The sequence below is a fragment of the Caulobacter sp. RHG1 genome, assembly GCF_013181195.1.
Lineage (GTDB): Bacteria > Pseudomonadota > Alphaproteobacteria > Caulobacterales > Caulobacteraceae > Caulobacter.
This window is the reverse complement of record NZ_SMZP01000003.1, coordinates 442454-465883: the sequence shown is the minus strand read 5'-3', so window position 1 is coordinate 465883 and position 23430 is coordinate 442454. Positions and strand designations below refer to the sequence as shown.

29 protein-coding genes are annotated in these 23430 nt (G+C 67.9%); 11 read left to right on the top strand and 18 right to left on the bottom strand.

Going from position 1 to position 23430, the window contains the following annotated elements; translation table 11 throughout:
- Positions 1–53: 53 nt before the first annotated feature.
- Positions 54–1430 (bottom strand): crescentin, encoded by a 1377-nt coding sequence (gene creS / locus E1H18_RS09955; RefSeq protein WP_172266993.1) that lies wholly within the window; start codon positions 1428–1430, stop codon positions 54–56.
- A gap of 157 nt (positions 1431–1587) precedes the next feature.
- Positions 1588–2139, bottom strand: a complete 552-nt coding sequence (locus tag E1H18_RS09950; protein WP_172266989.1) for a carboxymuconolactone decarboxylase family protein — start codon at positions 2137–2139, stop codon at positions 1588–1590.
- 219 nt (positions 2140–2358) lie between these two features.
- On the opposite strand from E1H18_RS09950, the gene E1H18_RS09945 reads away from it, so the two are divergent.
- Complete coding sequence (locus tag E1H18_RS09945) at positions 2359–3258, top strand: hydrogen peroxide-inducible genes activator (RefSeq protein WP_172266986.1); 900 nt, start codon at positions 2359–2361, stop codon at positions 3256–3258.
- Here E1H18_RS09945 and E1H18_RS09940 read toward each other — a convergent pair.
- The 6 genes from E1H18_RS09940 to E1H18_RS09915 are packed head-to-tail and all read right to left on the bottom strand — an operon-like array spanning position 3255 to position 7382.
- A complete protein-coding gene (locus E1H18_RS09940; protein WP_172266983.1) occupies positions 3255–3713 on the bottom strand; it encodes a hypothetical protein in 459 nt (152 codons plus the stop codon). The two genes, E1H18_RS09945 and E1H18_RS09940, sit on opposite strands and share 4 nt — an antisense overlap.
- Positions 3703–4470 (bottom strand): ABC transporter ATP-binding protein, encoded by a 768-nt coding sequence (locus tag E1H18_RS09935; protein WP_172266980.1) that lies wholly within the window; start codon positions 4468–4470, stop codon positions 3703–3705. The genes E1H18_RS09940 and E1H18_RS09935 overlap by 11 nt, the downstream gene beginning before the upstream one ends.
- Positions 4467–5276, bottom strand: a complete 810-nt coding sequence (locus E1H18_RS09930) for an ABC transporter permease (RefSeq protein ID WP_172266977.1) — start codon at positions 5274–5276, stop codon at positions 4467–4469. The genes E1H18_RS09935 and E1H18_RS09930 overlap by 4 nt, the downstream gene beginning before the upstream one ends.
- Position 5277: 1 nt before the next feature.
- Positions 5278–5796: an outer membrane lipid asymmetry maintenance protein MlaD gene (mlaD, locus tag E1H18_RS09925; protein ID WP_172266974.1), complete on the bottom strand. Its 519-nt coding sequence runs from the start codon at positions 5794–5796 to the stop codon at positions 5278–5280.
- 27 nt (positions 5797–5823) lie between these two features.
- Complete coding sequence (locus E1H18_RS09920; RefSeq protein ID WP_172266971.1) at positions 5824–6489, bottom strand: phospholipid-binding protein MlaC; 666 nt, start codon at positions 6487–6489, stop codon at positions 5824–5826.
- Positions 6486–7382 carry a VacJ family lipoprotein gene (locus E1H18_RS09915; RefSeq protein ID WP_172266968.1) on the bottom strand — a complete coding sequence of 299 codons (897 nt, stop codon included), beginning with the start codon at positions 7380–7382 and terminating at the stop codon, positions 6486–6488. The genes E1H18_RS09920 and E1H18_RS09915 overlap by 4 nt, the downstream gene beginning before the upstream one ends.
- Positions 7383–7613: 231 nt before the next feature.
- Between E1H18_RS09915 and E1H18_RS09910 the strand changes: the two genes are divergently transcribed.
- Positions 7614–8207, top strand: coding sequence for a PadR family transcriptional regulator (locus E1H18_RS09910; protein WP_172266966.1), 594 nt, complete (start codon positions 7614–7616; stop codon positions 8205–8207).
- Positions 8208–8221: 14 nt separating this feature from the next.
- A complete protein-coding gene (locus tag E1H18_RS09905; RefSeq protein WP_172266963.1) occupies positions 8222–8506 on the top strand; it encodes a DUF2218 domain-containing protein in 285 nt (94 codons plus the stop codon).
- Positions 8507–8519: 13 nt separating this feature from the next.
- Here the strand turns inward: E1H18_RS09905 and E1H18_RS09900 are convergent, their stop codons facing one another.
- The 4 genes from E1H18_RS09900 to E1H18_RS09885 all read right to left on the bottom strand — a co-directional run bounded on the left by E1H18_RS09900 (position 8520) and on the right by E1H18_RS09885 (position 13389).
- On the bottom strand, positions 8520–9620 hold the full coding sequence (locus E1H18_RS09900; RefSeq protein ID WP_172266960.1) for a GNAT family N-acetyltransferase: 1101 nt from the start codon (positions 9618–9620) through the stop codon (positions 8520–8522).
- Positions 9621–9752: 132 nt separating this feature from the next.
- Entirely contained in the window at positions 9753–11930 is a 2178-nt protein-coding gene (locus E1H18_RS09895) for a prolyl oligopeptidase family protein (RefSeq protein WP_172266957.1), read from the bottom strand.
- 81 nt (positions 11931–12011) lie between these two features.
- Complete coding sequence (locus E1H18_RS09890) at positions 12012–12800, bottom strand: potassium channel family protein (RefSeq protein ID WP_172266954.1); 789 nt, start codon at positions 12798–12800, stop codon at positions 12012–12014.
- On the bottom strand, positions 12793–13389 hold the full coding sequence (locus E1H18_RS09885; protein WP_172266951.1) for a hypothetical protein: 597 nt from the start codon (positions 13387–13389) through the stop codon (positions 12793–12795). The genes E1H18_RS09890 and E1H18_RS09885 overlap by 8 nt, the downstream gene beginning before the upstream one ends.
- A gap of 59 nt (positions 13390–13448) precedes the next feature.
- Between E1H18_RS09885 and dapF the strand changes: the two genes are divergently transcribed.
- From dapF to E1H18_RS09865, 4 genes are all read left to right on the top strand, one after another.
- Positions 13449–14297 (top strand): diaminopimelate epimerase, encoded by an 849-nt coding sequence (gene dapF / locus E1H18_RS09880; protein ID WP_172266949.1) that lies wholly within the window; start codon positions 13449–13451, stop codon positions 14295–14297.
- A complete protein-coding gene (locus E1H18_RS09875) occupies positions 14216–15133 on the top strand; it encodes an SDR family NAD(P)-dependent oxidoreductase (protein ID WP_172266946.1) in 918 nt (305 codons plus the stop codon). The genes dapF and E1H18_RS09875 overlap by 82 nt, the downstream gene beginning before the upstream one ends.
- A complete protein-coding gene (gene mtaB / locus E1H18_RS09870) occupies positions 15130–16473 on the top strand; it encodes a tRNA (N(6)-L-threonylcarbamoyladenosine(37)-C(2))-methylthiotransferase MtaB (RefSeq protein WP_172266943.1) in 1344 nt (447 codons plus the stop codon). The genes E1H18_RS09875 and mtaB overlap by 4 nt, the downstream gene beginning before the upstream one ends.
- Positions 16474–16577: 104 nt before the next feature.
- Complete coding sequence (locus tag E1H18_RS09865; RefSeq protein ID WP_370526472.1) at positions 16578–17474, top strand: endonuclease/exonuclease/phosphatase family protein; 897 nt, start codon at positions 16578–16580, stop codon at positions 17472–17474.
- On the opposite strand, the gene E1H18_RS09860 is transcribed toward E1H18_RS09865, so the two are convergent.
- Entirely contained in the window at positions 17471–18115 is a 645-nt protein-coding gene (locus E1H18_RS09860) for a trimeric intracellular cation channel family protein (protein ID WP_172266940.1), read from the bottom strand. The two genes, E1H18_RS09865 and E1H18_RS09860, sit on opposite strands and share 4 nt — an antisense overlap.
- Before the next feature lie 102 nt (positions 18116–18217).
- Here E1H18_RS09860 and ftsY point away from each other — a divergent pair, with 102 nt between their 5' ends.
- The 3 genes from ftsY to E1H18_RS09845 all read left to right on the top strand — a co-directional run bounded on the left by ftsY (position 18218) and on the right by E1H18_RS09845 (position 20456).
- Positions 18218–19159, top strand: coding sequence for a signal recognition particle-docking protein FtsY (ftsY, locus tag E1H18_RS09855; RefSeq protein WP_172266937.1), 942 nt, complete (start codon positions 18218–18220; stop codon positions 19157–19159).
- A 3-nt stretch (positions 19160–19162) separates the two neighbouring features.
- Positions 19163–19783: a septation protein IspZ gene (locus E1H18_RS09850; protein ID WP_172266934.1), complete on the top strand. Its 621-nt coding sequence runs from the start codon at positions 19163–19165 to the stop codon at positions 19781–19783.
- A 112-nt stretch (positions 19784–19895) separates the two neighbouring features.
- The gene (locus E1H18_RS09845; RefSeq protein ID WP_172266931.1) at positions 19896–20456 is read left to right on the top strand and encodes a MarR family winged helix-turn-helix transcriptional regulator; all 561 of its coding nucleotides are present in this window, start codon (positions 19896–19898) and stop codon (positions 20454–20456) included.
- 9 nt (positions 20457–20465) lie between these two features.
- On the opposite strand, the gene E1H18_RS09840 is transcribed toward E1H18_RS09845, so the two are convergent.
- Positions 20466–20744 (bottom strand): hypothetical protein, encoded by a 279-nt coding sequence (locus E1H18_RS09840; RefSeq protein ID WP_172266928.1) that lies wholly within the window; start codon positions 20742–20744, stop codon positions 20466–20468.
- Positions 20745–20853: 109 nt separating this feature from the next.
- Between E1H18_RS09840 and E1H18_RS09835 the strand changes: the two genes are divergently transcribed.
- Positions 20854–21237 carry a hypothetical protein gene (locus E1H18_RS09835; protein ID WP_172266925.1) on the top strand — a complete coding sequence of 128 codons (384 nt, stop codon included), beginning with the start codon at positions 20854–20856 and terminating at the stop codon, positions 21235–21237.
- 4 nt (positions 21238–21241) lie between these two features.
- On the opposite strand, the gene E1H18_RS09830 is transcribed toward E1H18_RS09835, so the two are convergent.
- From E1H18_RS09830 to E1H18_RS09815, 4 genes are all read right to left on the bottom strand, one after another.
- Entirely contained in the window at positions 21242–21754 is a 513-nt protein-coding gene (locus E1H18_RS09830) for a DsbE family thiol:disulfide interchange protein (RefSeq protein ID WP_172266922.1), read from the bottom strand.
- The gene (gene ccmD, locus E1H18_RS09825; protein ID WP_172266919.1) at positions 21751–21918 is read right to left on the bottom strand and encodes a heme exporter protein CcmD; all 168 of its coding nucleotides are present in this window, start codon (positions 21916–21918) and stop codon (positions 21751–21753) included. Before ccmD ends, E1H18_RS09830 begins: the two co-directional genes overlap by 4 nt.
- A complete protein-coding gene (gene ccmC, locus E1H18_RS09820; protein WP_172266916.1) occupies positions 21915–22658 on the bottom strand; it encodes a heme ABC transporter permease CcmC in 744 nt (247 codons plus the stop codon). The genes ccmD and ccmC overlap by 4 nt, the downstream gene beginning before the upstream one ends.
- Before the next feature lie 129 nt (positions 22659–22787).
- Positions 22788–23381, bottom strand: a complete 594-nt coding sequence (locus tag E1H18_RS09815; RefSeq protein ID WP_172266913.1) for a Spy/CpxP family protein refolding chaperone — start codon at positions 23379–23381, stop codon at positions 22788–22790.
- Positions 23382–23430: the final 49 nt, after the last annotated feature.

The window sequence follows — 23430 nt, the reverse complement described above, 5'->3', positions numbered from 1 at the left end:
GCCCGCGAACCGGAAGCTCGCGGGCGTCTTGATCTTCAAGCCTGATGTGGCGATCAGGCCGTTTCCTGCATGTCGCCGTCGCTGGCGCCCAGCAGGGCCATCTGCAGGCGCGAGCGGTCGCGGCGGGCCGCTTCCAGGGCGCCTTCGGCCAGGGCCGATTCCGAGGTGAGGCGCTCGATCGTCGCCTGCAGCTCGGCGACCTTGTCCTCGTGCTCGCGACGGATCTGGTCCTGGGCTTCCTGCATGGCGTCCAGGCGCGTGCGCAGCTGTTGCGAACGTTCCTCGGCGCGCTTCATGGCCTTGTCCTGGGCGACGGCGCCCTTGGCCAGCTGGTCGGCGCGCTCGATGGCGGTGGCGCGGGCGGTGTCGACGCCAGCGTGACGCTGACGCAGGCCTTCGGAGTCTTCTTCCAGCGTGCGGATGCGTTCCAGGGCGCGCTCCAGGGCGACGTTGAGGTCGCCGGCGCGGCGCTCGACCGCCTTCTGATGCGCGCTGGACTCGGCGAGACGGGCCGAGATCTGGCCGTTCATCTCTTCCAGCTTGTCGGCGCGGCCCGAAGCGGTCTCCAGGCGGGTCTGCAGCGCCGAGATCTCGGCGCGGCCGGCTTCGACCTGGCCTTCCAGACCGCGGATGATGCGGCCGGTGTCGGTCTGGTGGGCGTGCAGGGCGTTCTCGGCGGCCTGGATGCGGGCGCGTTCGCCGGCCAGCTGGGCTTCCAGGTCGGTCTCGATGCGCGACAGGCGGGCGACATCCACGCCGGCCTGGTCGACGCGCTTCTTCAGCGTCGCCGACTCTTCGGCGAGCAGAGCGTTGTCCTGGTTGGCGCGGGCCAGAGCGGCCTCGGCGTCGCCGCGTCGGGTGTCGATGTCCTGGCTCTGAACGCGCAGGCCGTCGACGTCCTGGGTCAGGTGCTCGATGCGGCTGGTGGCGTCGCGCAGAGAGGCGTCGAGGCTGGAGACCTTGAGGTCCGACTGCAGCAGGGCGTTGCGCAGGCGGTCGATCTCGAGGGCGTTATCTTCCAGCGCTGCGTCCTGGGTCTGACGACGGGCGTCGGACTCACCCAGGGCGGTCTCGGCGGCGGCCAGGCGGGCGCTGACGTCGCGCTCCTCGGCCTGGATCAGCGAGACCTGACGCTGGGCCTGATCATAGTTGGCGCGCAGGGCGATCAGTTCGGAGTGCTCGGCGCGGCGGGCGTCGAACTCCTGGGCGACGGGACCACGGATCTCGGCGATCAGCGGCTCGATGGCCTTCAGGTGCTCCATCACGCGGCCGATGCTGTCGAGGCCGCCGTGGATGGTTTCGTAGCGTTGGCCGATGGCCTGAGTGGACTCGATCTGGTGCTGCACCGTTTCGGTCCGGACGTCGTCCTCTCCGAGCACGGTCGGCTTGCCATTCTTGGCGTCGCGCGAATTCTTCGACAGCAGTCTCATGTGCCCACTTTCGCCCCGTACCGGCCCGGCGCCCCCATCGGGAGGTTGCGGAGCCGCGAATCTCTTACCCAGAGGTTAACAACTTAGTTTACGGACCCGACCTATGTCGAGGGGCCGGGACCGTAAACGGGGCGCGACGGGGCGTCGCGCATACCCTTCAAACGCCCGAAAACTGGGGACGATCCAGGGTCTCGACCGCCAACACCCGGGCGGCGGCGTGGACGACGGCGGCGATGCGCAGGGCCGCCTGCACCTGAATGGGCTCGGCGCCGCGTCGCCGAAGCTCGGCCTCATGGCTGTCCAGGCAGGCCCCGCAGGCGTTGATCGCTGACACGGCCACGCACCAGAGCTCGTAGTCGACAGGGTCGACGCCGGGATGGCGCAGGCGGTTCATGCGCAAGCGTGAGGGCAGATGGTCGTAGTCCGCCGTCTCCATGATGTGGAGGGCGCGGAAATAGACGTTGTTCATGGCCATGATCGCCGCGGCGGTCTTGGCGGCTTCGAAGGCTTCAGGTGAAAGCCCCGCTTCGCGAGCGACCGAGGTGATTGCGCGCAGGGTCTGCGGCTCGCCGATCGCGCAGGCGCTGGCCAGGAAGGTCCCCCACTTGGCCTGGTCGGACAGCACGCCTTCTTCGGCCAGGACCTCGAGATTGGTGGCGATATCCTTGGCGTAGGCGGGCAGCTGGGCGCTCAGGGCCGCGATCGGCATGGGACCTCCTGGGTTGGAGGACCCTTAGCATCACGGACGTGGGGCGTCCCGGTCCGCGCCGCGAGGGAGACTGGGCGCGGACCGGGCGCTGGCGGGGCGTTCGAAGCCGGTGGGGGAGAGCCTCGAACCGATCGCCGTGAAGCCTTGCTACACCTCTGCCGCGAACACATCCAATCGATAGTTTTTGGATTCCCAATAGATTGATCCTATATTGATAGAATGCTCCCGACCCTTCGCCAGCTGCAGTATCTCAAGCTCCTGTCCGAGCACGGCTCGTTCAGCCGCGCGGCCGAGAACGCCCACGTCACCCAGCCGACCCTGTCGGCCGGCATCCAGGAACTTGAGAAGATCCTGGGGGCGCCGGTCGTCGATCGCGCCCGCTCGGGAGTAATCCTGACCGCCGCTGGCCAGGAGGCGGTGCGGCGGGCCGAGGACATCCTGGCCCGGGCCGAGGACCTGGTGCAGGCCGCCCGCGGCGCTGGCCAGCCGCTAGCGGGTCGTTTCCGCCTGGGCGTCATTCCGACCGTGGCGCCCTATCTGCTGCCGCGCGCCCTGCCCGTGCTGCGCGACCGCTTCCCCAAGCTGAAACTGTTTCTGCGCGAGGACCTGACCCAGCGGCTGATCGGAGCCTTGAAGAGCGGCGCCCTGGATGCGGCTTTGATCGCCCTGCCCTACGACATGTCCGGTCTGGACTGGGCCCATGTCGAGGATGACGAGCTTCTGGCCGCCGCGCCGGCCAACCACCCGATGGCGGCTTCTGTCCGTGTCGATCCGGCCAGCCTGGAAGGCGACGACCTGATCCTGCTGGAAGACGGCCACTGCCTGCGCGATCACGCCCTGGCCGCCTGCGGCCTGGAACCGCCGCGGGGCGTGGGTGAAGAGGAGAGCTTCGCGGCCACCTCGCTGCCCACCCTGGTGCAGATGATCGGCTCGGGCCTGGGCGTGTCGTTCCTGCCGGCCATGGCGGTCGAGGCGGGCCTGGCCGACAAGACGGCCCTGACCATCCGGCCGCTGGCGACCGAACATCCCAGCCGCGAGATCGTGGTCGCCTGGCGAGCCGGCTCCAGCCGCTCGGTCGAGGGGCGACTGTTGGCCGAGACCCTGCGCGAGGCCCCCTAGGGCGCGGTCAGCTTGATGCGCGCGGCCTGCTCGACCTGGTCGATGCCCTTCAGGACATCGTCGGCGTGGTCCAGCGTATGGTTGAAGGCGCGCAGGTCGCCCAGGTCGATCTTGCGGATCGTCTTGCTGCGCGACCATTCCAGGCCGATCAGCTGGCCCAGGCGGCACGCCTTGGTCAGGGCCTGGCCGCGCTGAGCCGGCGCGCTGCGGGCGACCAGCTTGCCAACCATCTCGTTCCAGTTCGGCGAGCCGGGGATGCAGCGCTGGATCTGCGGATCGCACGACCCGGTCCAGTAGCGGCGATACCAGAGCCCATGCGCCGGCGTGTCGAAGCGGCCGGGCGAGACGCCGACATGGCCCTGGCAGTCGCCGCGGACGAAGCTCTGAGCCTGCGCGCCCGCTCCGAAGAGCAGGCTCGCCGTGAGGATGAGGACGCCGGCTGTCCTAGACCGCATGCGAGATCGGCCCTTCGGCGCGACCTTCGACGAACTGGCGGACATAGGGATTGTCGGTGGTGTGCAGCTCGGCGGCCGGACCGCGCCAGATGATCTTGCCGTCGTGCAGCATGGCGATCTCGTCGCCGATCGTCTGGGCGCTGGCCAGGTCATGGGTGATCGACACCGCGGTCGAGCCCAGGCGACGCACCTGGTTGGAGATCAGCTCGTTGATCGCCGCGGCGGTGATCGGATCCAGGCCCGTGGTCGGCTCGTCGAAGAACAAGATCTCCGGCTGGGCGACGACGGCGCGGGCCAGACCCGCGCGCTTCTGCATGCCGCCCGACAGCTCGGACGGGTAGCGGTCGGCGACGGACGGCGCCAGGCGCACCTGCTCCAGGGCCTCAATGGCGCGGTCCTTGGCGACCTTGCGCGAGACGCCGTCGGCGTTCAGCAGGCGGAAGGCGACGTTCTCCCAGATGGTCAGGCTGTCGAACAGGGCCGCGCCCTGGAACAGCACGCCGATCCGCGAGAACAGCTTGCGGCGGGCGCCTTCCGACAGGCCGACGATGTTCTTGCCGTCCAGCTCGATCTCGCCAGCTTCGGGGCGCAGCAGGCCCAGAGCGGTCTTGATCGTCACCGACTTGCCCTGGCCCGAGCCGCCGATGATCACCAGCGACTTGCCCGGGGCCACCGACAGGTCCAAGCCGTCCAGCACCGCGCGGCCGCCGAAGCGCTTGGTCACGCCCTTCCAGGCCAGTTTGGGAGTCTGGGTCATTTGGCGGCGTGGGTGAAGAAGGTGGTCAGGAGGTAGTCCGAGGCGAAGATCAGGATCGCCGAGGAGACCACCGCATGGGTCGTGGCCCGGCCGACGCCGCGGGCGCCGCCCGAAGCGTTGTAGCCGTGGTAGCAGCCCATCAGCGTGACGATGAAGCCGAACACCCCGGCCTTGATCAGGCCCGAGATGATGTCCCAGCTTTCCAGGAAACTGATGGTGTTGCGGATGTAGACGGTCGGGCTGAAGTCCAGCACCCGCGTCGCCACCAGCCAGCCTCCGGCGACGCCGATGGTGTCGGCCACGGCGGTCAGGATCGGTAGCATCAGCACGCCGGCCAACAGGCGCGGGCCGACGAGGTAGCGGAACGGGTCCGTCGACAGGGTGCGCATGGCGTCGATCTGCTCGGTGGCGCGCATGGCCCCGATCTCGGCGGCGATGGCGGCCGAGACCCGGCCAGCCAGCATCAGGGCGGCCAGCACCGGGCCCAGCTCGCGGGTAATGCCCAAAGCCACGATCTGCGGCATCACCTGTTCGGCGTTGAAGCGCCCGCCGCCAGTGAAGATGTTCAGGGCCAGGGCCGCGCCGGTGAAGACGGCGGTCAGGCCCACGACCGGCAGCGAGAAGAAGCCGATCGCCACGATCTGACGCCACAGCTGGCCGAAGAACCAGGGCGGGCTCAGGGCCGCGGCGACGCCGCGCACGGCGAAGACGCCGACGCCGCCGACCGTGCTGATCGCCGCCAGCGTGGATCGTCCCAGCGCGCGGATGGGGTTAGGCGCGGCCTTGCGGGCCGCCTGGGCGGTCATCCTAGTAGCTCTCGGCCGGTTGCGTGGCCGGGTTGGTCGCTGCTGGAGCTGCGGCCTTGTCGTCGTCATCCCCGCCTTGCGGACGGATCACCGAACCGATCAGGCCGAAGATGTCCACGGCGCCTTGGGTGTTGTCGATCTCGCCGCCCGGCTTGAGGTCTTCCAGCGAACCGCCCGGGGCGATGGCGATGTGCGCCCCGCCCAGCAGGCCGTCGCTGGTGATCTTGGCCGTCGAGTCGGTCGGCAGCTTGACGTTCGGGTCCATGCTCAGCTTGGCCACGGCCAGGTAGGTCTTGGGCTCCAGCGTCACCTGCGAGACCGTGCCGACCTTGACGCCGGCCACGGTCACCGAGGCGCCGGGCGCCAGGGAGCCGGCCTCGCCGAACTTGGCGCTGATCTCGTAGTTGCCGCTCTTCACGCCGACCCCGCCGACGCTCAGCGAATAGGTCAGGAAGCCCGCGGCAAGTGCGAGCACGACGACGCCCATGGCCGTTTCGGCCCATTGTTCGCGCAAAGCCATATCCCCTTATCTCGAACCTGGTCGCTCCTAGCGACGGTTCGAGCCGCCCTTTTGCAGTTGATTGATGAGCACGTCGACATTGCCGCCGGCGTTGTCGATCGTCGAGACGAAGTCCTGCTGCTGGGTGATGGCCAGCCACACGCCCTTGAACTGAACGTCGACGACTTTCCAGGTCTGGCCGCTGCCCAGCACGCGCCAGGTCACCGGCAGCGGCGACTTGATCTGGCCGCCCGAGATGGTGGTGTTGACGATCACGTCGCCCGGCTTGCGGATCACCGAACCGGTGACCGTCAGCTTCTCGCCGCGATAGTCGTCGATGCGGTTCTGGTAGACGTTCTCGGCATAGGTGCGGAAGACCGGCGTGAAGCGCGCCTTCTGTTCGGGCGTGATCGTGCGGGCATACTTGCCCAGCACGAAATTGGTGATGCGCGGCACGTCGGCCAGCTCGTCCACCGCCTGCTTGAAGATCTGCTTCTTCTGAGCGTCGGGCATGCTCTTGTTGGCCAGGACGCTGATCACGCGCTGGCCCTTGGCCTGCACGAAGGCCTCGGCGCCGGGATCACGGGCCTGGGCGAAAGCGGGGCCGGCCAGGGTGGCGGCGCCGATCGTCAAAGCGCTGGCGAACGTTAAAAGCGCGGCGTTGGCGCCGCGCCGGGTGGGGGAGGAGGTCATGGCTGTTCCAGGAAGGATCATGGATTGGGCGTCGCGGGCGGAGCATCCGCGGGCGGCGTGTCGAAATCTGGGAGGTCTTCCATCTCGCCGGTCGCTTCGCGGATGAAGGCCTCGCGATACTGGGTATAGGCCGAGCGGGCGGTGGCGTACGGATCGTTGGAGTCCTTGACCGCGCGCAGGGCCGGATCGGCGAGGGCGCGGGTGTCGAGGATGGTCACGGCCAGGCGCGCCTTGCCGAAGTCGGTGTCCAGACCGCCGCCGACGATGCGGACGGGGTCGGTGAAGATGTCCAGCGCGCGGCCGACGCCGTCTCGCACGTTCATCGGGCCCATCACCGGCACATAGAGATAGGCGCCGGGCTGAGCGCCCCAAGTGCCGAAGGTCTGGCCGAAGTCGGCGGCGCGCGGCGGCAGGTTCATCTTGGCGGCCACGTCGAAGAGACCCAGCACGCCGATCGTCGAGTTGACGAGGAAGCGGGTGGTCGAACGCATGGCGCGCTTGGGCTTGCCCTGCAGCACGTGGTTGATGACGGTGTTGGGCTCGCCGAGATTGTAGACGGCGTTGCTGACGCGATCGCGCACCACGTCGGGGGTCACGGCCATGTAGCCATGGGCGATCGGGCCCAGCAGAACCTTGTCCACGCCCATGCTGAACTTGAACGAGGCGCGGTTGGCGCCTTCCAGCGGATCATTGACGGCCAAGGCAGCGCTGTCGTCCGCCACCGCCGGCGCGGAAACCGGCGGCGCGGGGACGGTCGGAACCGCTTCTTGCGCCTGAGCGACGGGGGCCAAGGCCAGCACGCTGGCGGCCGACATCAGCCCGACGGCGACGGCGAAACGCCGGCCGGCGGCCTTGCGGCGCGGGCTCTGGGGCTGGTCGCTCAAGCTGATGCTCCTGCTTCTGATACGCGGCATGTATTCACGACGTCCTCCGTATCAAGATTGACCCCGAGATTTCGGCCACGCTGTGGCCGCTATACCTCAGGTCGTCACCGGTTCGGCGGGGCGGGCGGCGTAAGGCCATTCGTCCCGCGAAGCTAGGCCGTATTTCGTTCGATGTAATTAGATATAACGAAATAGGCTTGACGATCGTCAGTTTCGATATATCTATAACTTCGATATAACGAAACAGGATCTAAAACACACATGTTTGGACGTCATCACCAACACCGCCGCGGCCATTGGGCCGGTCATGGCGGCGAACATCACGGCCGCCATCCGTTCGGTTTCCATGGAGACCATCGTGGCGAGCACGGCGGTCCGCGAGGCCGCGGCGGTCGCATGGGCCGGTTCTTCGACCACGGCGACCTGCGCTTCGTGGTGCTCAAGCTGATCGCCGACAAGCCCAGCCATGGCTACGAGCTGATCAAGGCCATCGAGACAGCAGCCGGCGGCGCCTATACCCCCAGCCCCGGCGTGGTCTATCCGACCCTGACCCTGCTGGAAGAGCTGGGCTACGTCACGGCCGGCGAGGCCGGCGGCGGCAAGAAGCTCTATACGATCACCCCCGAGGGCGAGGACTTCCTGGCCAGCAACGCCCAGCCTGTCCGCTCGCTGTTCGAGCGCATGGCAGAGGCTGCGTCGGCCAGTGCGGCCTTCTCGCCGCAGATCCTGCGGGCTCGCGAAAATCTGAAGACGGCCCTGCGCTTGAAGTTGCACGGCGGTCAGCTCACCGCGGAGCAGATCAGCGCCGTGGCCAAGGCCCTGGACGACGCCGCCGGCGTCATCGAAGCCATCTGAAGACAGGAGCGCTCATGGAAAGCCACGCCCGCGTCGCCACCGAAAACGGCGCCCGCTACATGACCCAGTTGGCCAAGCACTGGAGCCACAAGTTCGAGGTCCAGTACGACGCTGCGACCGCGACCTTCCCGTTGCCGGCCGGGACGTGCCGGATGGCCGCCCATCCGGACGGTCTGGACATCACCATCCAGGCTGAGGACGGCGAAAGCCTGGCGAAGCTGGAAGACGTGGTGGCCGTCCACCTCAACCGCTTCGCCCACCGCGAGGGCGAGCTGCAGTACGGCTGGACCCGCGCCTAGAGCGCTCTAGGGGTCAGTGCAGGCCGCGCAGCAGGTCCAGGCGCCGCATGGCCTTGCCGGGGAGGTCGGAAATCCGGCCCAGCGGCAGGGCTTCGGCCATGCTGCGCACGCCGTAGGCGGCGTGCCGGAACAGGCTGGGGATCGAGGGCGAACCCATGAAGCCGAACACCACCGTCTGGCGGGCGTTGGAAAGCTCGCGCTTGAAGCGGTAGTCGCCGGCGCCCAGGTCCAGGCGCATGTAGGGCGTGCCGTCCATGCTCTTCAGGATGTCCTGGAACAGCATCAGGCCAGGCGAATAGCGCTCGAGATCCGGATTGTGGGCGATCAGCCAGCCGTGGATCGTGTGCTGTCCGCGCAGGTGCATCTGCACGGCCGCCAGGCGCTCGCCCAGGTGCAGCGTGTAGAGCCCGCCGCCGAAATCGGCGTCGCGGCGCTGGAAAAGATCGTCCAGCAATCTGTTGACCCACTGGGCCTTGAAGAGGTCGGTCTGGTGCGTCAGCAGCAGCTGCACCCGCTTCCAGGCGATCAGCTGGTCGAACGCCGCACGGCTTTCCGACATGGCGGTGAAGCGGCAGGGACCGATCTCGCGCTCGGCCTTGCGGCGTTTCTTGTCGATGTCCTTGAGCACGCCGACGCCGGCGGCCTTGCGCTCTGCGGCATAGGCCTCGTAGCCGTTCGGGGTCTCGATCACCCAGCTGTCGGCCTGGCCGCGCGCGTGGCGACCCAGGGTCACGTCGTCGGCCATCATGTGGCAGAAGTCGATGCGGGCCGCGCCCAGCACCGACAGCAGTTCGCGCGGGTTCATGGTCGCGCCGGGAGCCGAGATCAGGGCCTGATAGTCGCACATCGGCGCGCCGACCGGCATGGCCACGTCGTGGCGCACCCGGGTGGGCAGGAAGGCTACGGCCTCGCCCGTCGCGCCGCGCTCGATCGCCACCTTGATGGCCTGGCCCTTCTCGCCCTTGTCGCCTTGAGCCTGGGCCCGGGCCACGGCCAGGGTCCACTGCGGCGACAGGAAGGGCGAATCCAACCGCGTCTGGCCACGCTGAAGCTCAGCCCACCGCGCGACGTCGGCAGGCGAAAGGTCCAAGGCGTTGACGACTTCGATAGGCAAGAGGGCGCGCTCGTACAGTTAATTGCGGCGCATCCTGACGCCGATAACTTTCCTTAGAGTTGACGACACGGCGTTACGCGAAATTGAGGCGGCTCAATTTCTCGCAAAAGAGAGATCGAGCCGCCGTCCGGTTCAGTCCATCAGCTTGCGCGTCAGATAGATGAACTCCAGCGCCTGGCGTCGAGCCGTTTCAGCCAGGTTGGCGCTGGCCGCGTGGCCGCCGTCGACGTTCTCGTAGTACAGCACCGGATAGCCCAGAGCCTCGAGCTTGGCGGCCGCCTTGCGGGCGTGGGCCGGGTGGACGCGGTCGTCCTTGGTCGAGGTCTCGATGAAAACCTCGGGATACTTCTGGCCGGCCTTGAGATTGGAATAGGGGTCATACTTGGCGATGACCGCCCGTTCCGACGGTATGGCCGGGTCGCCATACTCGCCCACCCACGAGGCGCCGGCCCCGATCTGGCTGTAGCGGATCATGTCGAACAGCGGCACCTGCACGACGATGGCGTTGTAGAGCTCCGGACGCTGGGTCAGGGCCACGCCCATCAGCAGGCCGCCGTTCGAGCCGCCCATCACGCCCAGGCGACGGGGCGAGGTGATCTTGCGGGCGATCAGGTCCTGCGACACCGCAAAGAAGTCGTCATAGGCCTTCTGGCGGTTCTCTTTCAGCGCCGCCTCGTGCCAGGCGGGACCGAACTCGCCGCCGCCGCGGATGTTGGCCACGACATACGTGCCGCCGCGCTCCAGCCACAGCTTGCCCATCACGCCCGAATAGGACGGCGTCATCGACACCTGGAAGCCGCCATAGGCGTAGAGCAAGGTCGGGGCCTTGCCATCGTACTTCACGTCCTTGGGCCGGACGATGAAGTAGGGGACCTTCACGCCGTCCTTCGAGGTGGCCTCGAACTGCTCGACCACGTGGGTCGAGGCGTCGAAGCGAGCCGGCGAGGCCTTGACCTGTTCAAGCTTCAGCGTGGCCGCGTCGGCGATCCAATAGGTGGTCGGGGTCAGGTAGCCGGTGACGGTGACGAAAAGGCGGTCATCCTTCTCCGACGCCGAGCCCAGGCCGATGCTGGAATTGGCCGGCAGATCGAGCTTCTGCTGGCTCCAGCCCTTCGCGCCGTGGCTGAACACCAGGGTCGCACCCTTGACGTTGTCCAGTATGGCCACGACCAGCTTGCCGCGGGTGTTGGTCACCGACTCCACAGACTGCTTGGCGGTCGGGCGGAAGATCAGCTGCGGCTTGGCGCCGGCCGGCTTGCCATGACCCAGGCTGGCATGGGCGTCTACGGTCAGCGGGTCGATGTTGTACTCGGCCAAGTCGCCGACCTTAAGGCCATGCTCGGGCCAGTCCTGCTCGAGCAGGAACACCAGGCGGCCGTCGACATAGGTCTGGATCGAGCTTTTGGCCGGGAAGGGCAGGCGGGCCGGCCCCATCGGGGTGATCAGATAGTCTTCGCTCTCGAAGAAGGTCACGCCGCGGTGGGCGATGACGCCCATAACCTTGCCGTCCGGATCGCGCAGGACATAGGGGCTGACCGACACGTCGGTCTCGGTCCCGCGATAGACCTCCTGCGCCTGGTCCAGGGTCTGGCCGCGCTTGAGGGTCTTCAGCACATAGGCGTAACCCGACTTGGTCAGCTCGCCAGGCGTCCACTCGCGGGCGACCAGAAGGGTGTCCTTGTCCAGCCAGGTGTAGTTCTGCTTGCCTTCGGGCAGGACGAAGCCGCCCTTGGCCGGGTCGACGAATCTCTTGGTCGTGGTGTCGAACTCACGCACCGTCACGGCGTCCTTGCCGCCGTTCGACAGGGTGACCAAGCAGCGGGTGTCGTCGGGGGCAAGGCAGCTGGCGCCCTTGAACACCCAGTTGGCGTTCTCGGCCTTGGACAGGGCGTCGATGTCGAGGAGGGTCTCCCAGGCCGGCTCGGCCGTGCGATAGCTCTCCAGCGTCGTCTTTCGCCAGACGCCGCGGACATGGTCCTTATCCTGCCAGAAGTTGCGCAAGAACCCGTCGCCGGCGAACGAGACGCCGGGCACCCGGTCCTTGGCGTTCAGGATCGCCAGGGCCTGGGCTTCCAGCCCGGCATAGCGCGCATCGCCCTGCAGCACGGGCAAAGTCTTGCCGTTCTGGGCCTTGGCCCAGTCCAGGGCGCGGGTCCCTTCGATCTCTTCCATCCAGAGATAAGGGTCGTCCCTGCCCAGCTCGGCCAGCGGCGTGCGGGCTTCGGCAGGCTTGGTCGTGTCGGCGGCGATCGCGGGGGTCAGGGTCATCAGACTCGTGGAGGCGAGGAGGGCGAAAAGCAGGTTACGCATCTAGTCATCCCGAAAGCGGCGCGACAGGGGAGGCGACCCTAGCGCAAAATTCGACCCTGGCCAGAGCTTGACCGGGAACGATCAGAGCCCGTCATCGGGGATGTTCAGCACGAGGCCGCACGCCTTGCAGTGAACCGCGTCCGGATCGTGCCGACGCAGGCCGCAGCAGGGGCAGGGATGGATCACCTTGTGTGGTCGCAATATCGACTGGATCAGGCCGATGAACAGCGACACCCCGCCCAGCATCACCGCCATCGACAGCAGCTTGCCCCACACGCCCGGCAGCGTGACGTCGCCGTAGCCTGTCGTCGTCAGGCTGGTGACCGTGAAGTACAGCGCGTCGACATAGCCGTTTAGGCCCTCATGACGGCCAACGAAGCTCGTATAGACAAAGCCCGTGACCACAAAGACGAAGGTCGCCAGCGAGCTGGCCGCGCGGGTGATGTCCTCGATCCGGGTGTCGTCGTAGCGACGAGCCACGGTGCGCCAGAAGAACTCGCTGTGCACCAGGGTCCACAGGCGCAGCACGCGCAGGAAGCCGAAGTTGAACAGCCAGGCCGGGAACAGCAGGGTGGCCAGCACGAAGAGGTCCAGCCAGACGATCGGCTTCTTTAGCCAGGACTTGAAGTCGCCATGGGCGACGGCCCGCGCCGCCAGGTCCAGGGCCAGGAACAGCGCCACGCCATAGTCGATCAGATAGAAGGTCACGCCGTGGTGCTGCATCAGCGGCGCGGCGATGAAGAAGGCGATGATCGCCAGATCGATCAGGATCACCGCATAGCGGAACCGCACCGCCGTTGGCGAAGCGCCGTGGTACAGGGCCCGCAGCCGCGCGCGCAGGCGCAGGTCTTCGCGAGCGGGCTCAGCCATTGTCGGCCACTAGTCGCAGCGGCGGGCGAGCCTCGATCGGTTCGGGCGCCGGACCGCCGACCAGGGCCAGGGCGGCCTCGTAGGCGCCGCCGAAGTCGATCCGGGTCAGATCGTCCAGTCGCCGGGCCGTGGGCTGGGTGTCCCAGACCGCATCGGGGCCTATGTCGCGCATCCAGACCACCCCGCCCTCCAGGCTGACGAACGCGCCGATGTGGCAGACGCCGGGACCGCCGGTCTCCTCGTGTACGGTGACGATCGGGAACAGAGCTCCGGCGGTCGCCATGATGTCGTCGATGCTGTTGAGGGCCACGGCCGGGGTTTCAGGCTGGACCTGGCCTGTCTTCTCCAGCGCGGACTCCACAAACTCGGGGTAGGGCGCGGGCTGCAGGTTCTTGATGTCAGGCAGGCGGTAGCAGCCGAAGCCGTTGAAGCGCAGGTGGTCGCTGACTTCCGCGAGCATCACGAAGACGGGCCCGATTCCGACGACATAACCCTTCACCCAGCCGTCCTCGAAACGCCGGTGAAAGCGCATCAGCTGGCGGTCGCGCAGGGCGCTGGTCAGCTGCTCGCAAATATCCTTGGCCGTCATGCTACTGCGTCGTCCCGCTGCGGTGCATTTTGCCCCGCTTTCCACTATATAGCCGCGTCATGAGCCGCACCTTCCTGAAGATGAATGGGCTCGGCAACGACTTCGTCGTCATCGAGACCGCCACGCAAGCTTTTGAACCGACCCCCGAGGAGATCCGCGCGATCGCCAAACGTGGGGACGGCGGCGTCGGCTGCGACCAGGTGATCGCCATCGACCCGCCCAAGGCGCCGGGCGCGGCGGCCTATGTGCGATTCTGGAATTCCGATGGCGACGAGATTGGCGCGTGCGGCAACGGCACCCGCTGCGTGGCCTGGCTGCTGATGCAGTCGTCGGGCAAGGAGGCCGTGGCCTTCGACACCAGCGCCGGACGCCTGTCGGGCGTCGCCGCCGGCGAGAAGCTGGTTACGGTCGACATGGGCCCGCCGGCCCTCGACTGGACCCAGATCCCGCTGTCCGAAGAGATGAACACCGAGCGCGTCGAACTGCAGGTCGGTCCGATCGACGCGCCGCTGGTTCACACGCCGGTCTGCGTCTCGATGGGCAATCCGCACGTCGTGTTCTTCGTCGACGCCCCGGTCTCGGATGAGTTCGCCACCGGCACGGGCTCGCTGGTCGAGCATCACCCGCTGTTTCCCGAAGGCGTCAATGTCGGCTTCGCGCACATCGCCGCTCGCGACCATATCCAGCTGAAGGTCTGGGAACGCGGCGCGGGCCTGACCTCGGCCTGCGGGACGGGCGCCTGCGCCGCCCAGGTCGCGGCCGTGCGCCGGGGCCTGACCGACCGCAAGGCCCGGATTCAGTTCGAGAGCGGCTCGCTCGTCATCGAATGGCGCGAGAGCGATGGCCACGTGATCATGACCGGCCCGGTCAGCATGGACTTCACCGGCAAGCTCCCGGTGGCCGCATGACCGTCCATCCTGCACTGGCTCAAGGCAAGACCGCCGTCATCACCGGCGCCGCCGACGGCATCGGCCTAGCCGCCGCCAAGGCGTTCCGCGCCTTGGGCCTCAACGTCGTCATGGCCGACGTCACCGCTCGCAAGCTGAAGACCGAGGCCGAGGCCATCGGCGCCCTGGCCGTTCCGACCGACGTGTCGGACCGCGCGGCCGTGGAGGCCCTGAAGGCCGCCGCGATCGAAGCCTATGGGTCGGTCGACATCCTGATGAACAACGCCGGGGTCGGCGGTGGCGGCGACGCGTTCGCTGGCGACGACGCCTGGAAGCGCATTCTCGACGTCAACCTGTGGGGCGTGATCAACGGCGTTCAGGTGTTCGGCGAGGACATGGCCGCCTCGGGCAATCCCGGCCTGATCATCAACACCGGCTCCAAGCAGGGCATTACCCAGCCGCCGGGCGACACGGCCTACAACGTCTCCAAGTCGGCGGTGAAGTCGCTGACCGAGGGCCTGGCCCACACCTTGCGCGAAACGGAAGGCTGCCAGGTCAGCGCTCATCTGCTGGTCCCCGGCTACACTTTCACCGGCATGACCAAGCGCGGCCCGGGCGAGAAGCCCGCCGCCGCCTGGACCTCGGAACAGGTCGTGGAGTTCATGCTGGAGCGCATCGGCGCCGGCGACTTCTACGTTCTCTGCCCGGACAACGACGTCTCGCGCGAGCTGGACAACAAGCGCATGGCCTGGGCCCTGGGCGACATCATCGAGAACCGTCCGGCCCTTTCGCGCTGGCACAAGGACTGGAAGGACGCCTTCGCCCAATTTGTCGATTCTGGTGTCGCCAAGCCGTGACGACCTACACCGTCATCAAGGCGGCCCCGAAGCCCAAGCCCGAAGCCGGTGAAGAAGGCGGTCCGGCGACGACCCTGTCCGGCCCGGACGGCGTCGATGTCGTCACCTTCGGCTGCCGCCTGAACGCCTACGAGAGCGAAGCCATCCGCGCCCGCGCCGCCGCCGATGGTCTTTCGGATGCGGTGGTGTTCAACACCTGCGCGGTGACCAACGAAGCCGTGCGTCAGGCCCGCCAGGCGATCCGCAAGGCCCGGCGCGAGCGTCCCGGCGCGCGGATCATCGTGACCGGCTGCGCCGCCCAGGTCGACGCCGCCGCCTTCGCCGCCATGCCCGAGATCGACCTGGTGCTGGGCAATGCCGAGAAGGCCGCCCCGGGCGCGCTGATCGACACCTCAACCCGCGTGCGGGTCAACGACATCATGTCGATCAAGGAGACCGCCGGCCATTTGATCGACGGCCTCAAGGACCGCGCCCGGGCCTATGTCGAGGTCCAGAACGGCTGCGATCACCGCTGCACCTTCTGCATCATCCCCTATGGCCGCGGAAACTCGCGCTCGGCTCCGGCCGGCGAGGTCGTCGAGCAGGTCCGCAAGCTGGCCGCCGAGGGCTATCGCGAAGTCGTGCTGACCGGCGTCGACGTCACCTCGTGGGGCACGGACCTGCCGGGGACTCCGACCCTGGGCCAACTGGTCGGCCGCATCCTGCGCATGGTCCCGGACCTGCCGCGGCTGCGGCTGTCGTCGATCGACGCGGCCGAGATCGATCCGGACCTCTTCAAGCTGCTGGAGACTGAGCCGCGGTTGATGCCGTACCTGCACCTGTCCTTGCAGGCTGGCGACAACCTGATCCTCAAGCGCATGAAGCGCCGCCATAGCCGAGAGGACGCCCTGAAGCTGGTCTCGGAGGTGCGCCGCGTGCGTCCCGATACGGCCTTCGGCGCCGACCTGATCGCCGGCTTCCCGACCGAGACCGACGAGGCGTTCGAGAACACGCTGCGTCTGGTCGAGGAGGCGGACCTGGCCTTCCTGCACGTCTTCCCCTACAGCGCCCGCCCCGGCACGCCCGCCGCGCGGATGCCGCCGGTGAAGGGGCCGCTGATCAAGGACCGCGCCCGCCGCCTGCGCGAGGCCGGCCAGCGCGGCCTGGAACGTCATCTGCAGCGCCAGGTTGGCCGCACCCTGCCGGGCCTGGTCGAGCGCGAGGGCGTGGCTCGGGCCGACGACTTCACCGAGATCCGCTTCGAGGGCGAGGCGCCGCTGGGCGAGATCGTCGCCTTCCGGGTCACGGGCCACGACGGCGCCCATGTCATTGCCCAGATCGCCGAGGAGCGAGCCGCCTGATCCGCCGAGCCTGGGCTCTTGTCGCACTGGCCCTGCTGGCCGCCGCCCCGGCGCGGGCGAGCGAGCCCGTGTCCGGCGAGGCCGCATCCAAGGATGCTGTCGGCGTGACGTTCAGCGTCATGACCTACAATGTCGAGGGCCTGCCCTGGCCGATCCGGAAGGGCCGGGGCTCGGCGCTGAAGAAGATCGGCCACGAGCTGGCCGCTCTGCGCTCCAAGGGCGAAGAGCCCGACGTCGTCCTGATCCAGGAGGGCTTTCGCGACGAGATCTGGGACCTGATCGACGAGAGCGGTTACGCCTATGTCGCTCGCGGCCCCCGCAAGGGCCAGCGCGATCCCAATGTCTTCGCCAAGGACGAACGGCCCGAGTACCGGCGCGTGCGCTATCGGCGCAAGGGCGAGGGCTTGGGTAAGTGGGGCTCCAGCGGCCTGTGGGTGCTGAGCAACTATCCCATCGACTGGGTCAAGTCGCACGCCTACCGCTACTGCGCGGGTCTGGACTGCCTGGCCAACAAGGGCGTCATGCTGGTCAGCCTGCAGGTGCCTGGCCTGTCGGTGCCGGTCGAGATCGCCGACACCCACCTGAACTCGCATGGCGCCTCGGGCGTGCCGCGCGCCCGCTACAACGCCGCCCACAACCTGCAGGCCGAAGAGCTGAAGCACTTTATGCAGTCGGACCGCACGCCCGGCGCGCCGCTGATCGTCGGCGGGGACTTCAATATCCGCCGTTCGCCCGGCCGCTTCGACCACATGATGACCGAGTATCCGTTCGAGGTGGTCAGCCGATGGTGCCACCGCCGGCCCGGCGCCTGCGACACCAAGATCTCGTATGACGGCGACGCGCCCTGGCTAGATACGCAGGACCTGATCGGCTTCCTGAATGGGGATCAGGTCGAGGTCACGCCGATCGAGGTCGAGGCCACATTCGACGGCGACGCCCAACCGGTGCTGTCCGACCATGACGGCTACAAGGTGACGTTCAAGCTGACGCCGAAGGGCTAGGCCGCGTCGGCGTCGTCCTCGCCGTGGAACCCGGGCAGCGACCAGCCGAACAGGATCGCGCAGGCCCGCAGGCCGAAGGCGGCCGCGAAGCCGGCAATTCCGGCCGGCCAGAACGGCACGTTCAGCAGCTGCAGCACCACGAACACCCCGGCTCCCAGCATGGCGGCGGTGATATAGATTTCCCGGCGCAGCAGTAGGTTGGGCTCTTCGGCCAGCACGTCGCGGATGACGCCGCCGAAGGCGGTGGTCAGCACGCCCATGACCGAGGCGGTGAATGGATGGACGCCAAGGCTCAGGGCCTTGGCCGTGCCGACCACGGCATAGGCGGCCATGCCTAGGGCGTCGAGCCACAGCAGAGCCCGGAAACGCCAGCCGCGCTTGCCCAGCAGCCAGACCACGGCAGCCGCTGCGAGGCAGGCCAGGATGTAGCCCGGCCGCTGCACCCAGAACACGGGCGCCCCGATCAGGAGGTCGCGCAGGGTGCCGCCGCCGACTCCGGTGATGGCCGCGAAGAATCCGAAGGTGATCACGTCATGCTTGCGTCGGGCCGCCGCAAGGGCGCCGGTTGCCCCAAAGACGGCCACGGCGGCGTAGTCGAGCCAGAAAAGCGTGGTCCCCAAAGGGTCAAGCTGCACGTCCATGCCTGTCGATCCCCCTCGGCGCCCCACCCGGCGCCGGTTCTGTGAACCATGACGCGGTAATATCCGATTTACACTTTCGCCCGTTGCACTAAAGGGGCGCTGATGAGCGATAAGCCCGATCAGAAAAAAGGCTGGTTCCAGCGCCTGACGTCAGGCCTGACCCGGTCTTCCCAGCAGATGACCGATCAGGTCACGGGGGTCTTCACCAAGAAGCCCCTGGACCAGGAACAGCTGGACGCCCTGGAAGAGATGCTGATCGAGGCCGACCTGGGCCCTCAGATCGCCGCCCGCATCACCGACGCTTTCGGCAAGGCCCGCTTCGGCAAGTCGTCGACCGACGACGAGGTCAAGGAGGCGCTGGCCGAGCTGATCGCCGCCGAGCTTTCCGATCGACAGGGCAGCTTCGACCCGCTGAGCGGTCCACGCCCCTATGTCGTGCTGTTCATCGGCGTCAACGGCTCGGGCAAGACCACGACCCTGGGCAAGATCGCCGCCGACCTGACCGAGAAGGGGGCTCGCGTCCTGATCGCCGCCGGCGACACCTTCCGCGCCGCCGCCGTCGAGCAGCTGAAGGTCTGGGCCGACCGGGCCGGGGCCGACTTCATGTCCAAGCCGACGGGCTCCGACGCCGCCGCCCTGGCCTACGAGGCCGTCGAGCGCGCCAAGGCCGAGCACTACGACGTCGTGCTGATCGACACCGCCGGCCGCCTGCAGAACAAGCAGGGCCTGATGGACGAGCTGCTCAAGGTCATCCGCGTGGTCAAGAAGGTCGATCCCGACTATCCGCACGAGACCCTGCTGGTGCTGGACGCCACCGTCGGCCGCAACGCCCTCGCGCAAGAGAAGATCTTCGGCAACCAGGTCGGCGTCTCCGGGATTGTCATGACCAAGCTGGACGGCACCGCGCGCGGCGGGGTGCTGGTGCCGGTGGCCCGCGCCTCCGACAGCCCGATCAAGCTGATCGGCGTGGGCGAAGGGGTCGACGACCTGCAACCGTTCGACGCCCGCGCGTTTTCGCGTTCGCTCGTCGGCCTGAAGGACTGATCCGTGAGCGAAGCGCCGGCGACGACCCCAGAACCTGGGAAAAACAAGAACGGCTGGGTGCGGACGGTCGTCGACTACGGCGCGGCCATTGCGTTCGGCGTGACCTATTTCGCCACCAAGGACTTCCAGAAGGCCACCTGGGTTCTGGTCGCGGCTTCCGGCGCGGCCCTGGCCATCGGTTTCGCGGTCGAGCGCCGTCTGGCTCTGATGCCGCTGTTCTTCGGCGGCATGGCCCTGATCTTCGGGACCCTGGGCCTGATCTTCCACTCCGACGTCTTCGTGAAGATCAAGGTGACGGTGATCAACCTGGCCTTGGCCGGCTTCCTGTTCGGCGGCGTGCTGACCAACCGCCAGCCGCTGAAGGTGATCATGGGCGAGGCCCTGCACATGCCCGACGCGGCCTGGCGGACCCTGTCGATTCGCTACGGCGCCTATTTCGCGGCCGTCGCGGTGCTGAACGAGATCGTGCGCAACACCCAGGGCACCGACACCTGGGTCAAGTTCCGCCTGGGCTTGCTGCCGTTGGCCCTGGTGTTCGTCGCCAGCCAGATCCCCTTCATCATGAAGCACATGGCCAAGGGCGACGAAGCCGCCGCGACCGAGCCGCCCGACGGGGGCTTCTGAGGCATCCGCCGTCCACGGACCGTCTGTCGTCAAATCGACGTCTATCGGTGCTAGTTTTCATCCGTCGGCCGATGGGCCGGCTCGGGGACGTGTGGCTGGACGGGGACTGAGCATGGCCAAGGGCAAGGGCGAGAAAGCGGTTGGCGGTCTGCTGGAGCGTTCGCCCAGCCACCTGCTGCACCGGGTCCTGCAACTGGCGCTCGACATCTATGCCGAGGAGTGCGGCGAGGCCGGCGTCACCCAGCGTCAGTTCGCGGTGCTGGCCGCCGTGGCCGAGAACGAGGGCGTCACCCAGACGGCCCTGGTTCGCGCCACCGGCATCGACCGCTCGACCCTGGCCGACATGGTTGCCCGCATGATCACCAAGGGCCACCTGGAGCGCCAGCGCTCGAGTGAAGACGCCCGCGCCAACAGCGTCCGCCTGACCGAGGCTGGCCGCGAGGCGCTGGAAAGCATCCGCCCGATGGTGGCGATGGCCGATTCCCGGATCCTGGCGCTGCTGAAACCCGGCAAGCGCGAGGGCTTCCTGGACCTGCTGTCCGACATGGCCGGCGCAGAGCTGCACCCGGCCGAGGCCGCGCCCAAGGTCAAGAAGGACAAGGCGCCCAAGGCCGAGAAGGTGAAGAAGGACAAGAAGCCCAAGAAGGACAAGGCCGCCAAGAAGGCGGCCTAACGGGGCTCTCTAAACCAGGATATTCAGCAGCGAGCCCGGGCGCAGGACCTTCTGCGGCTGGGTTTCCGGCTGCACGAAGGCCTTGGGCGGCGCGGTGCGCTGCTGGGGCTGGGCCATGGTCTGCATCTGCAGCGTCGAGGGCGCCGCGGCGGGCCGGGTCGGAGCCGGATCGCCTAGAGCCGTCTGGAAGAAGGCCGCACGCGTCTGCGCCGCTGCACCCGTCGTCGGGGGCGTCGAAGCGGTCTTGGCGGGTACGGACGGCCAACCGGCGGGACGGACGTTGCTCATGACGCAGACTGTAACATGGTTAATGGAAAGTCGGCCAGTATGGTCAACGCGCCGTTAACGCGGTAGCTCCGCGACCTGTGATCGCACCCTGATGTCCGGAGGTCCCCGCTTGAGCCGCTACAAGATCGTCTTTCTGATCGTGCTGGCCGCCGTCGGCCTGTTCATCGCCGCCATCGTCGGTTCGATGTTCGCGGCCAAGGAAAAGCTGTCCAATGGCTATGAGCTCTCGGTCGGCGGCAAGGGCGAGACCTGGATCCGGTCGCCGGATCGCCAGACCCTGGTGACGGACGTCACTTCGGTCTGGTTGTCGCCGGAGCGGATGATCGTCGAGCGCCGGACGCCCAGCGACACGCCGCCCTACAAGGATCGGGATTGCGACTACCTGGTCTCCCAGGCGAAGGGGCCGCTGGTTCCGGTCGCCAACGCCGAGGCGCAAGGCTTGGTCGTCGGCATGAAGCGCGAGACGGCGGGGCCGAAGACCTGCGTCCGCTAGGGCGCTAGCGGGCCTTCTTCAGCAGGTCTTCCGCCGCGTCCGGCGTGAGTGGGCCGGTGTGCTTGGCGATGATCACGCCGTCGGCGCCGACCAGATAGGTCTCGGGCACGCCGGTGACGCCGAACTCCAGCCCCGCGCGACCGTCGCGGTCAACCAGGCGGGCGGCGAAGGGGTCGCCCAGGCGCGTCAGGAAGGCCTGGGTGTTGGCCGGCGCGTCCTTGTAGGCGATGCCGACCACCTTCACGCCCTGGGCCTTCAGCGCCATCAGCTGCGGGTGCTCGATCTCGCAGGGCGCGCACCACGAGGCGAAGAAGTTGACCAGGATCGGGCCTTCGCCGGGGACGCGGATCGGGGCCGGAACGCCGGTGGTCAGGTCGGGCAGTGACAGGGCCGGGGCCGGCTTGCCGACCATGGCGTGCGGCTGGACCTTGGGATCGCGCTTGAGCGCATAGCCCGCGAACAGCACCGCCACCGCGACGAGGGCCAGCAGCGGGGTGAAGGCCAGCCAGCGCTTCACGATTTCAGCTCGTCGAGCTCGGCCTGGCGGCGTTCGGTCTCGCGGCGCCAGCGGCGAGCCATGGCCAGGCTGTCGGCGATCATCCAGGCGAAGGCCACGGCCGAGACCCCAAAGGCGGGCCACAGATAGACGGCGTACTTGCCGGCGTCGAAATCGAAGCTCATCGCGCGCCCTCCGCCAGCTTCATGGCCAGGCTGCGGGCCTTGCGCCGCCAGATCAGGGCGCGGATGCGCACCAGCCACAGCGACCCGAACGCGCCCAGATAGGCCAGGCCCATCAGCAGGGCCGGCCAGGCGTAGATGGCCGGCAGGCCGTCGCCGCGCTTGGCCCCGAAGGTCGAGGCGCCTTGATGCAGGGTGTTCCACCACTCGACCGAGAACTTGACGATCGGCAGGTTGATCAGGCCGACCAGGGCCAGGATGGCGGCGGCCCGGGCGGCCTTCTGTTCGTCGTCGAGCGCGCCGCGCAGGGCCATGTAGCCGAGATAGAACAGCAGCAGCACCAGCACCGAGGTTAGGCGCGCGTCCCACACCCACCAGGCGCCCCACATCGGCTTGCCCCACAGGGCGCCGGTGACCAGGGCCAGCACGGTGTAGACCGCGCCGATCGGGGCGCAGGCCTGGGCGGCCAGATCGGCCAGAGCCTGGCGGAAGACGAGGGCGAGGAAACTCGCGATCCCCAGGCAGACATAGATGAAAAGCGAGATCGAGGCGGCCGGGATGTGGATGAACATCATCCGCACGGTGTCGCCCTGCTGATAGTCCTCGGGGACCAGGAAGGTCAGCACCAGGCCGAGGACGCCCGCGATCGCCGACAGCCCGCCCAGCAGCGGCGCGGCCCATCGCGAGAAGGCCATGAACCGCTCGGGGTTGGTCAGGAAATCGAGCGGGTGGCGAGGATCCATGACGGCTGATTAGAGCGGCCGGACGCTGGCGGCAATGGTCGTATGACTACGGACCGCATCAGCACATTGGGAAGCGCGTAGAAGAGGCGGCGCGTGCAGGCGCGCCACCTCTTCACGCCAGATCGGGGGTCAGCCGACCTTGCGTTCGATGACGACCTTGTTCTGACCGCTCTTGAACATCGCCGGACCGCGGGTGTCGAAGCGATGGACCCGCATGCGCTGGCCGCCGAACTCCTCGGCCATGCCCAGCACGTCGAAGGTCTTCTGCTGGCTGGCGGTCAAGGTCAGGTAAAAGGCGCGGGTGGCGGCGGCGCGCTTCTGCATGGCCTCGCCGGCCTTGGTCATGCGGTCCAGGCGCTCCAGGGTGGTCGGCGGCTTGGGCGCTTCAGGGGCGTCCTTGGCGTCCTTCGAGACCTTGCGCATCTCGATCTTGGGGGTGGTGGCCTCCACATAGGCCTTCAGGGCGCCGTCCTGGTCGCCGCGCAGCTGCAGGACGTCGCGCAGGCGCTGGGCGCGCTTCTCCGGATCGGCCGAGCGGCCCTGGCTCCACATCATCGCATGCGGGCCCATGGCCATCATCTCCATGGGCGGAAGCGGCGGCGCGGGCGGGGCTGGCGGCGCAGGCGGGGGCGGCGGAGCCGGAATCTGGGCCGAGGCGGCGCCGGCGGCCAGGACGGTGACGGCGGCGCCCGCGAGCGCCAGGCGGATAAGTGATGTACGCATGGTGATTGTGCTCCCTCGAGATCTGATGACGGGAGCTTGGCCATCGCCA

Bases quoted from the DNA above. Each gene is read 5' to 3' on its own strand.
- creS (WP_172266993.1), bottom strand. From the start codon at position 1,430: ATGAGACTGCTGTCGAAGAATTCGCGCGACGCCAAGAATGGCAAGCCG.
- E1H18_RS09950 (WP_172266989.1), bottom strand. From the start codon at position 2,139: ATGCCGATCGCGGCCCTGAGCGCCCAGCTGCCCGCCTACGCCAAGGAT.
- E1H18_RS09945 (WP_172266986.1), top strand. From the start codon at position 2,359: ATGCTCCCGACCCTTCGCCAGCTGCAGTATCTCAAGCTCCTGTCCGAG.
- E1H18_RS09940 (WP_172266983.1), bottom strand. From the start codon at position 3,713: ATGCGGTCTAGGACAGCCGGCGTCCTCATCCTCACGGCGAGCCTGCTC.
- E1H18_RS09935 (WP_172266980.1), bottom strand. From the start codon at position 4,470: ATGACCCAGACTCCCAAACTGGCCTGGAAGGGCGTGACCAAGCGCTTC.
- E1H18_RS09930 (WP_172266977.1), bottom strand. From the start codon at position 5,276: ATGACCGCCCAGGCGGCCCGCAAGGCCGCGCCTAACCCCATCCGCGCG.
- mlaD (WP_172266974.1), bottom strand. From the start codon at position 5,796: ATGGCTTTGCGCGAACAATGGGCCGAAACGGCCATGGGCGTCGTCGTG.
- E1H18_RS09920 (WP_172266971.1), bottom strand. From the start codon at position 6,489: ATGATCCTTCCTGGAACAGCCATGACCTCCTCCCCCACCCGGCGCGGC.
- E1H18_RS09915 (WP_172266968.1), bottom strand. From the start codon at position 7,382: ATGCCGCGTATCAGAAGCAGGAGCATCAGCTTGAGCGACCAGCCCCAG.
- E1H18_RS09910 (WP_172266966.1), top strand. From the start codon at position 7,614: ATGTTTGGACGTCATCACCAACACCGCCGCGGCCATTGGGCCGGTCAT.
- E1H18_RS09905 (WP_172266963.1), top strand. From the start codon at position 8,222: ATGGAAAGCCACGCCCGCGTCGCCACCGAAAACGGCGCCCGCTACATG.
- E1H18_RS09895 (WP_172266957.1), bottom strand. From the start codon at position 11,930: ATGCGTAACCTGCTTTTCGCCCTCCTCGCCTCCACGAGTCTGATGACC.
- E1H18_RS09890 (WP_172266954.1), bottom strand. From the start codon at position 12,800: ATGGCTGAGCCCGCTCGCGAAGACCTGCGCCTGCGCGCGCGGCTGCGG.
- E1H18_RS09885 (WP_172266951.1), bottom strand. From the start codon at position 13,389: ATGACGGCCAAGGATATTTGCGAGCAGCTGACCAGCGCCCTGCGCGAC.
- dapF (WP_172266949.1), top strand. From the start codon at position 13,449: ATGAGCCGCACCTTCCTGAAGATGAATGGGCTCGGCAACGACTTCGTC.
- E1H18_RS09875 (WP_172266946.1), top strand. From the start codon at position 14,216: ATGGCGCGAGAGCGATGGCCACGTGATCATGACCGGCCCGGTCAGCAT.
- E1H18_RS09860 (WP_172266940.1), bottom strand. From the start codon at position 18,115: ATGGACGTGCAGCTTGACCCTTTGGGGACCACGCTTTTCTGGCTCGAC.
- ftsY (WP_172266937.1), top strand. From the start codon at position 18,218: ATGAGCGATAAGCCCGATCAGAAAAAAGGCTGGTTCCAGCGCCTGACG.
- E1H18_RS09845 (WP_172266931.1), top strand. From the start codon at position 19,896: ATGGCCAAGGGCAAGGGCGAGAAAGCGGTTGGCGGTCTGCTGGAGCGT.
- E1H18_RS09840 (WP_172266928.1), bottom strand. From the start codon at position 20,744: ATGAGCAACGTCCGTCCCGCCGGTTGGCCGTCCGTACCCGCCAAGACC.
- ccmD (WP_172266919.1), bottom strand. From the start codon at position 21,918: ATGAGCTTCGATTTCGACGCCGGCAAGTACGCCGTCTATCTGTGGCCC.
- ccmC (WP_172266916.1), bottom strand. From the start codon at position 22,658: ATGGATCCTCGCCACCCGCTCGATTTCCTGACCAACCCCGAGCGGTTC.
- E1H18_RS09815 (WP_172266913.1), bottom strand. From the start codon at position 23,381: ATGCGTACATCACTTATCCGCCTGGCGCTCGCGGGCGCCGCCGTCACC.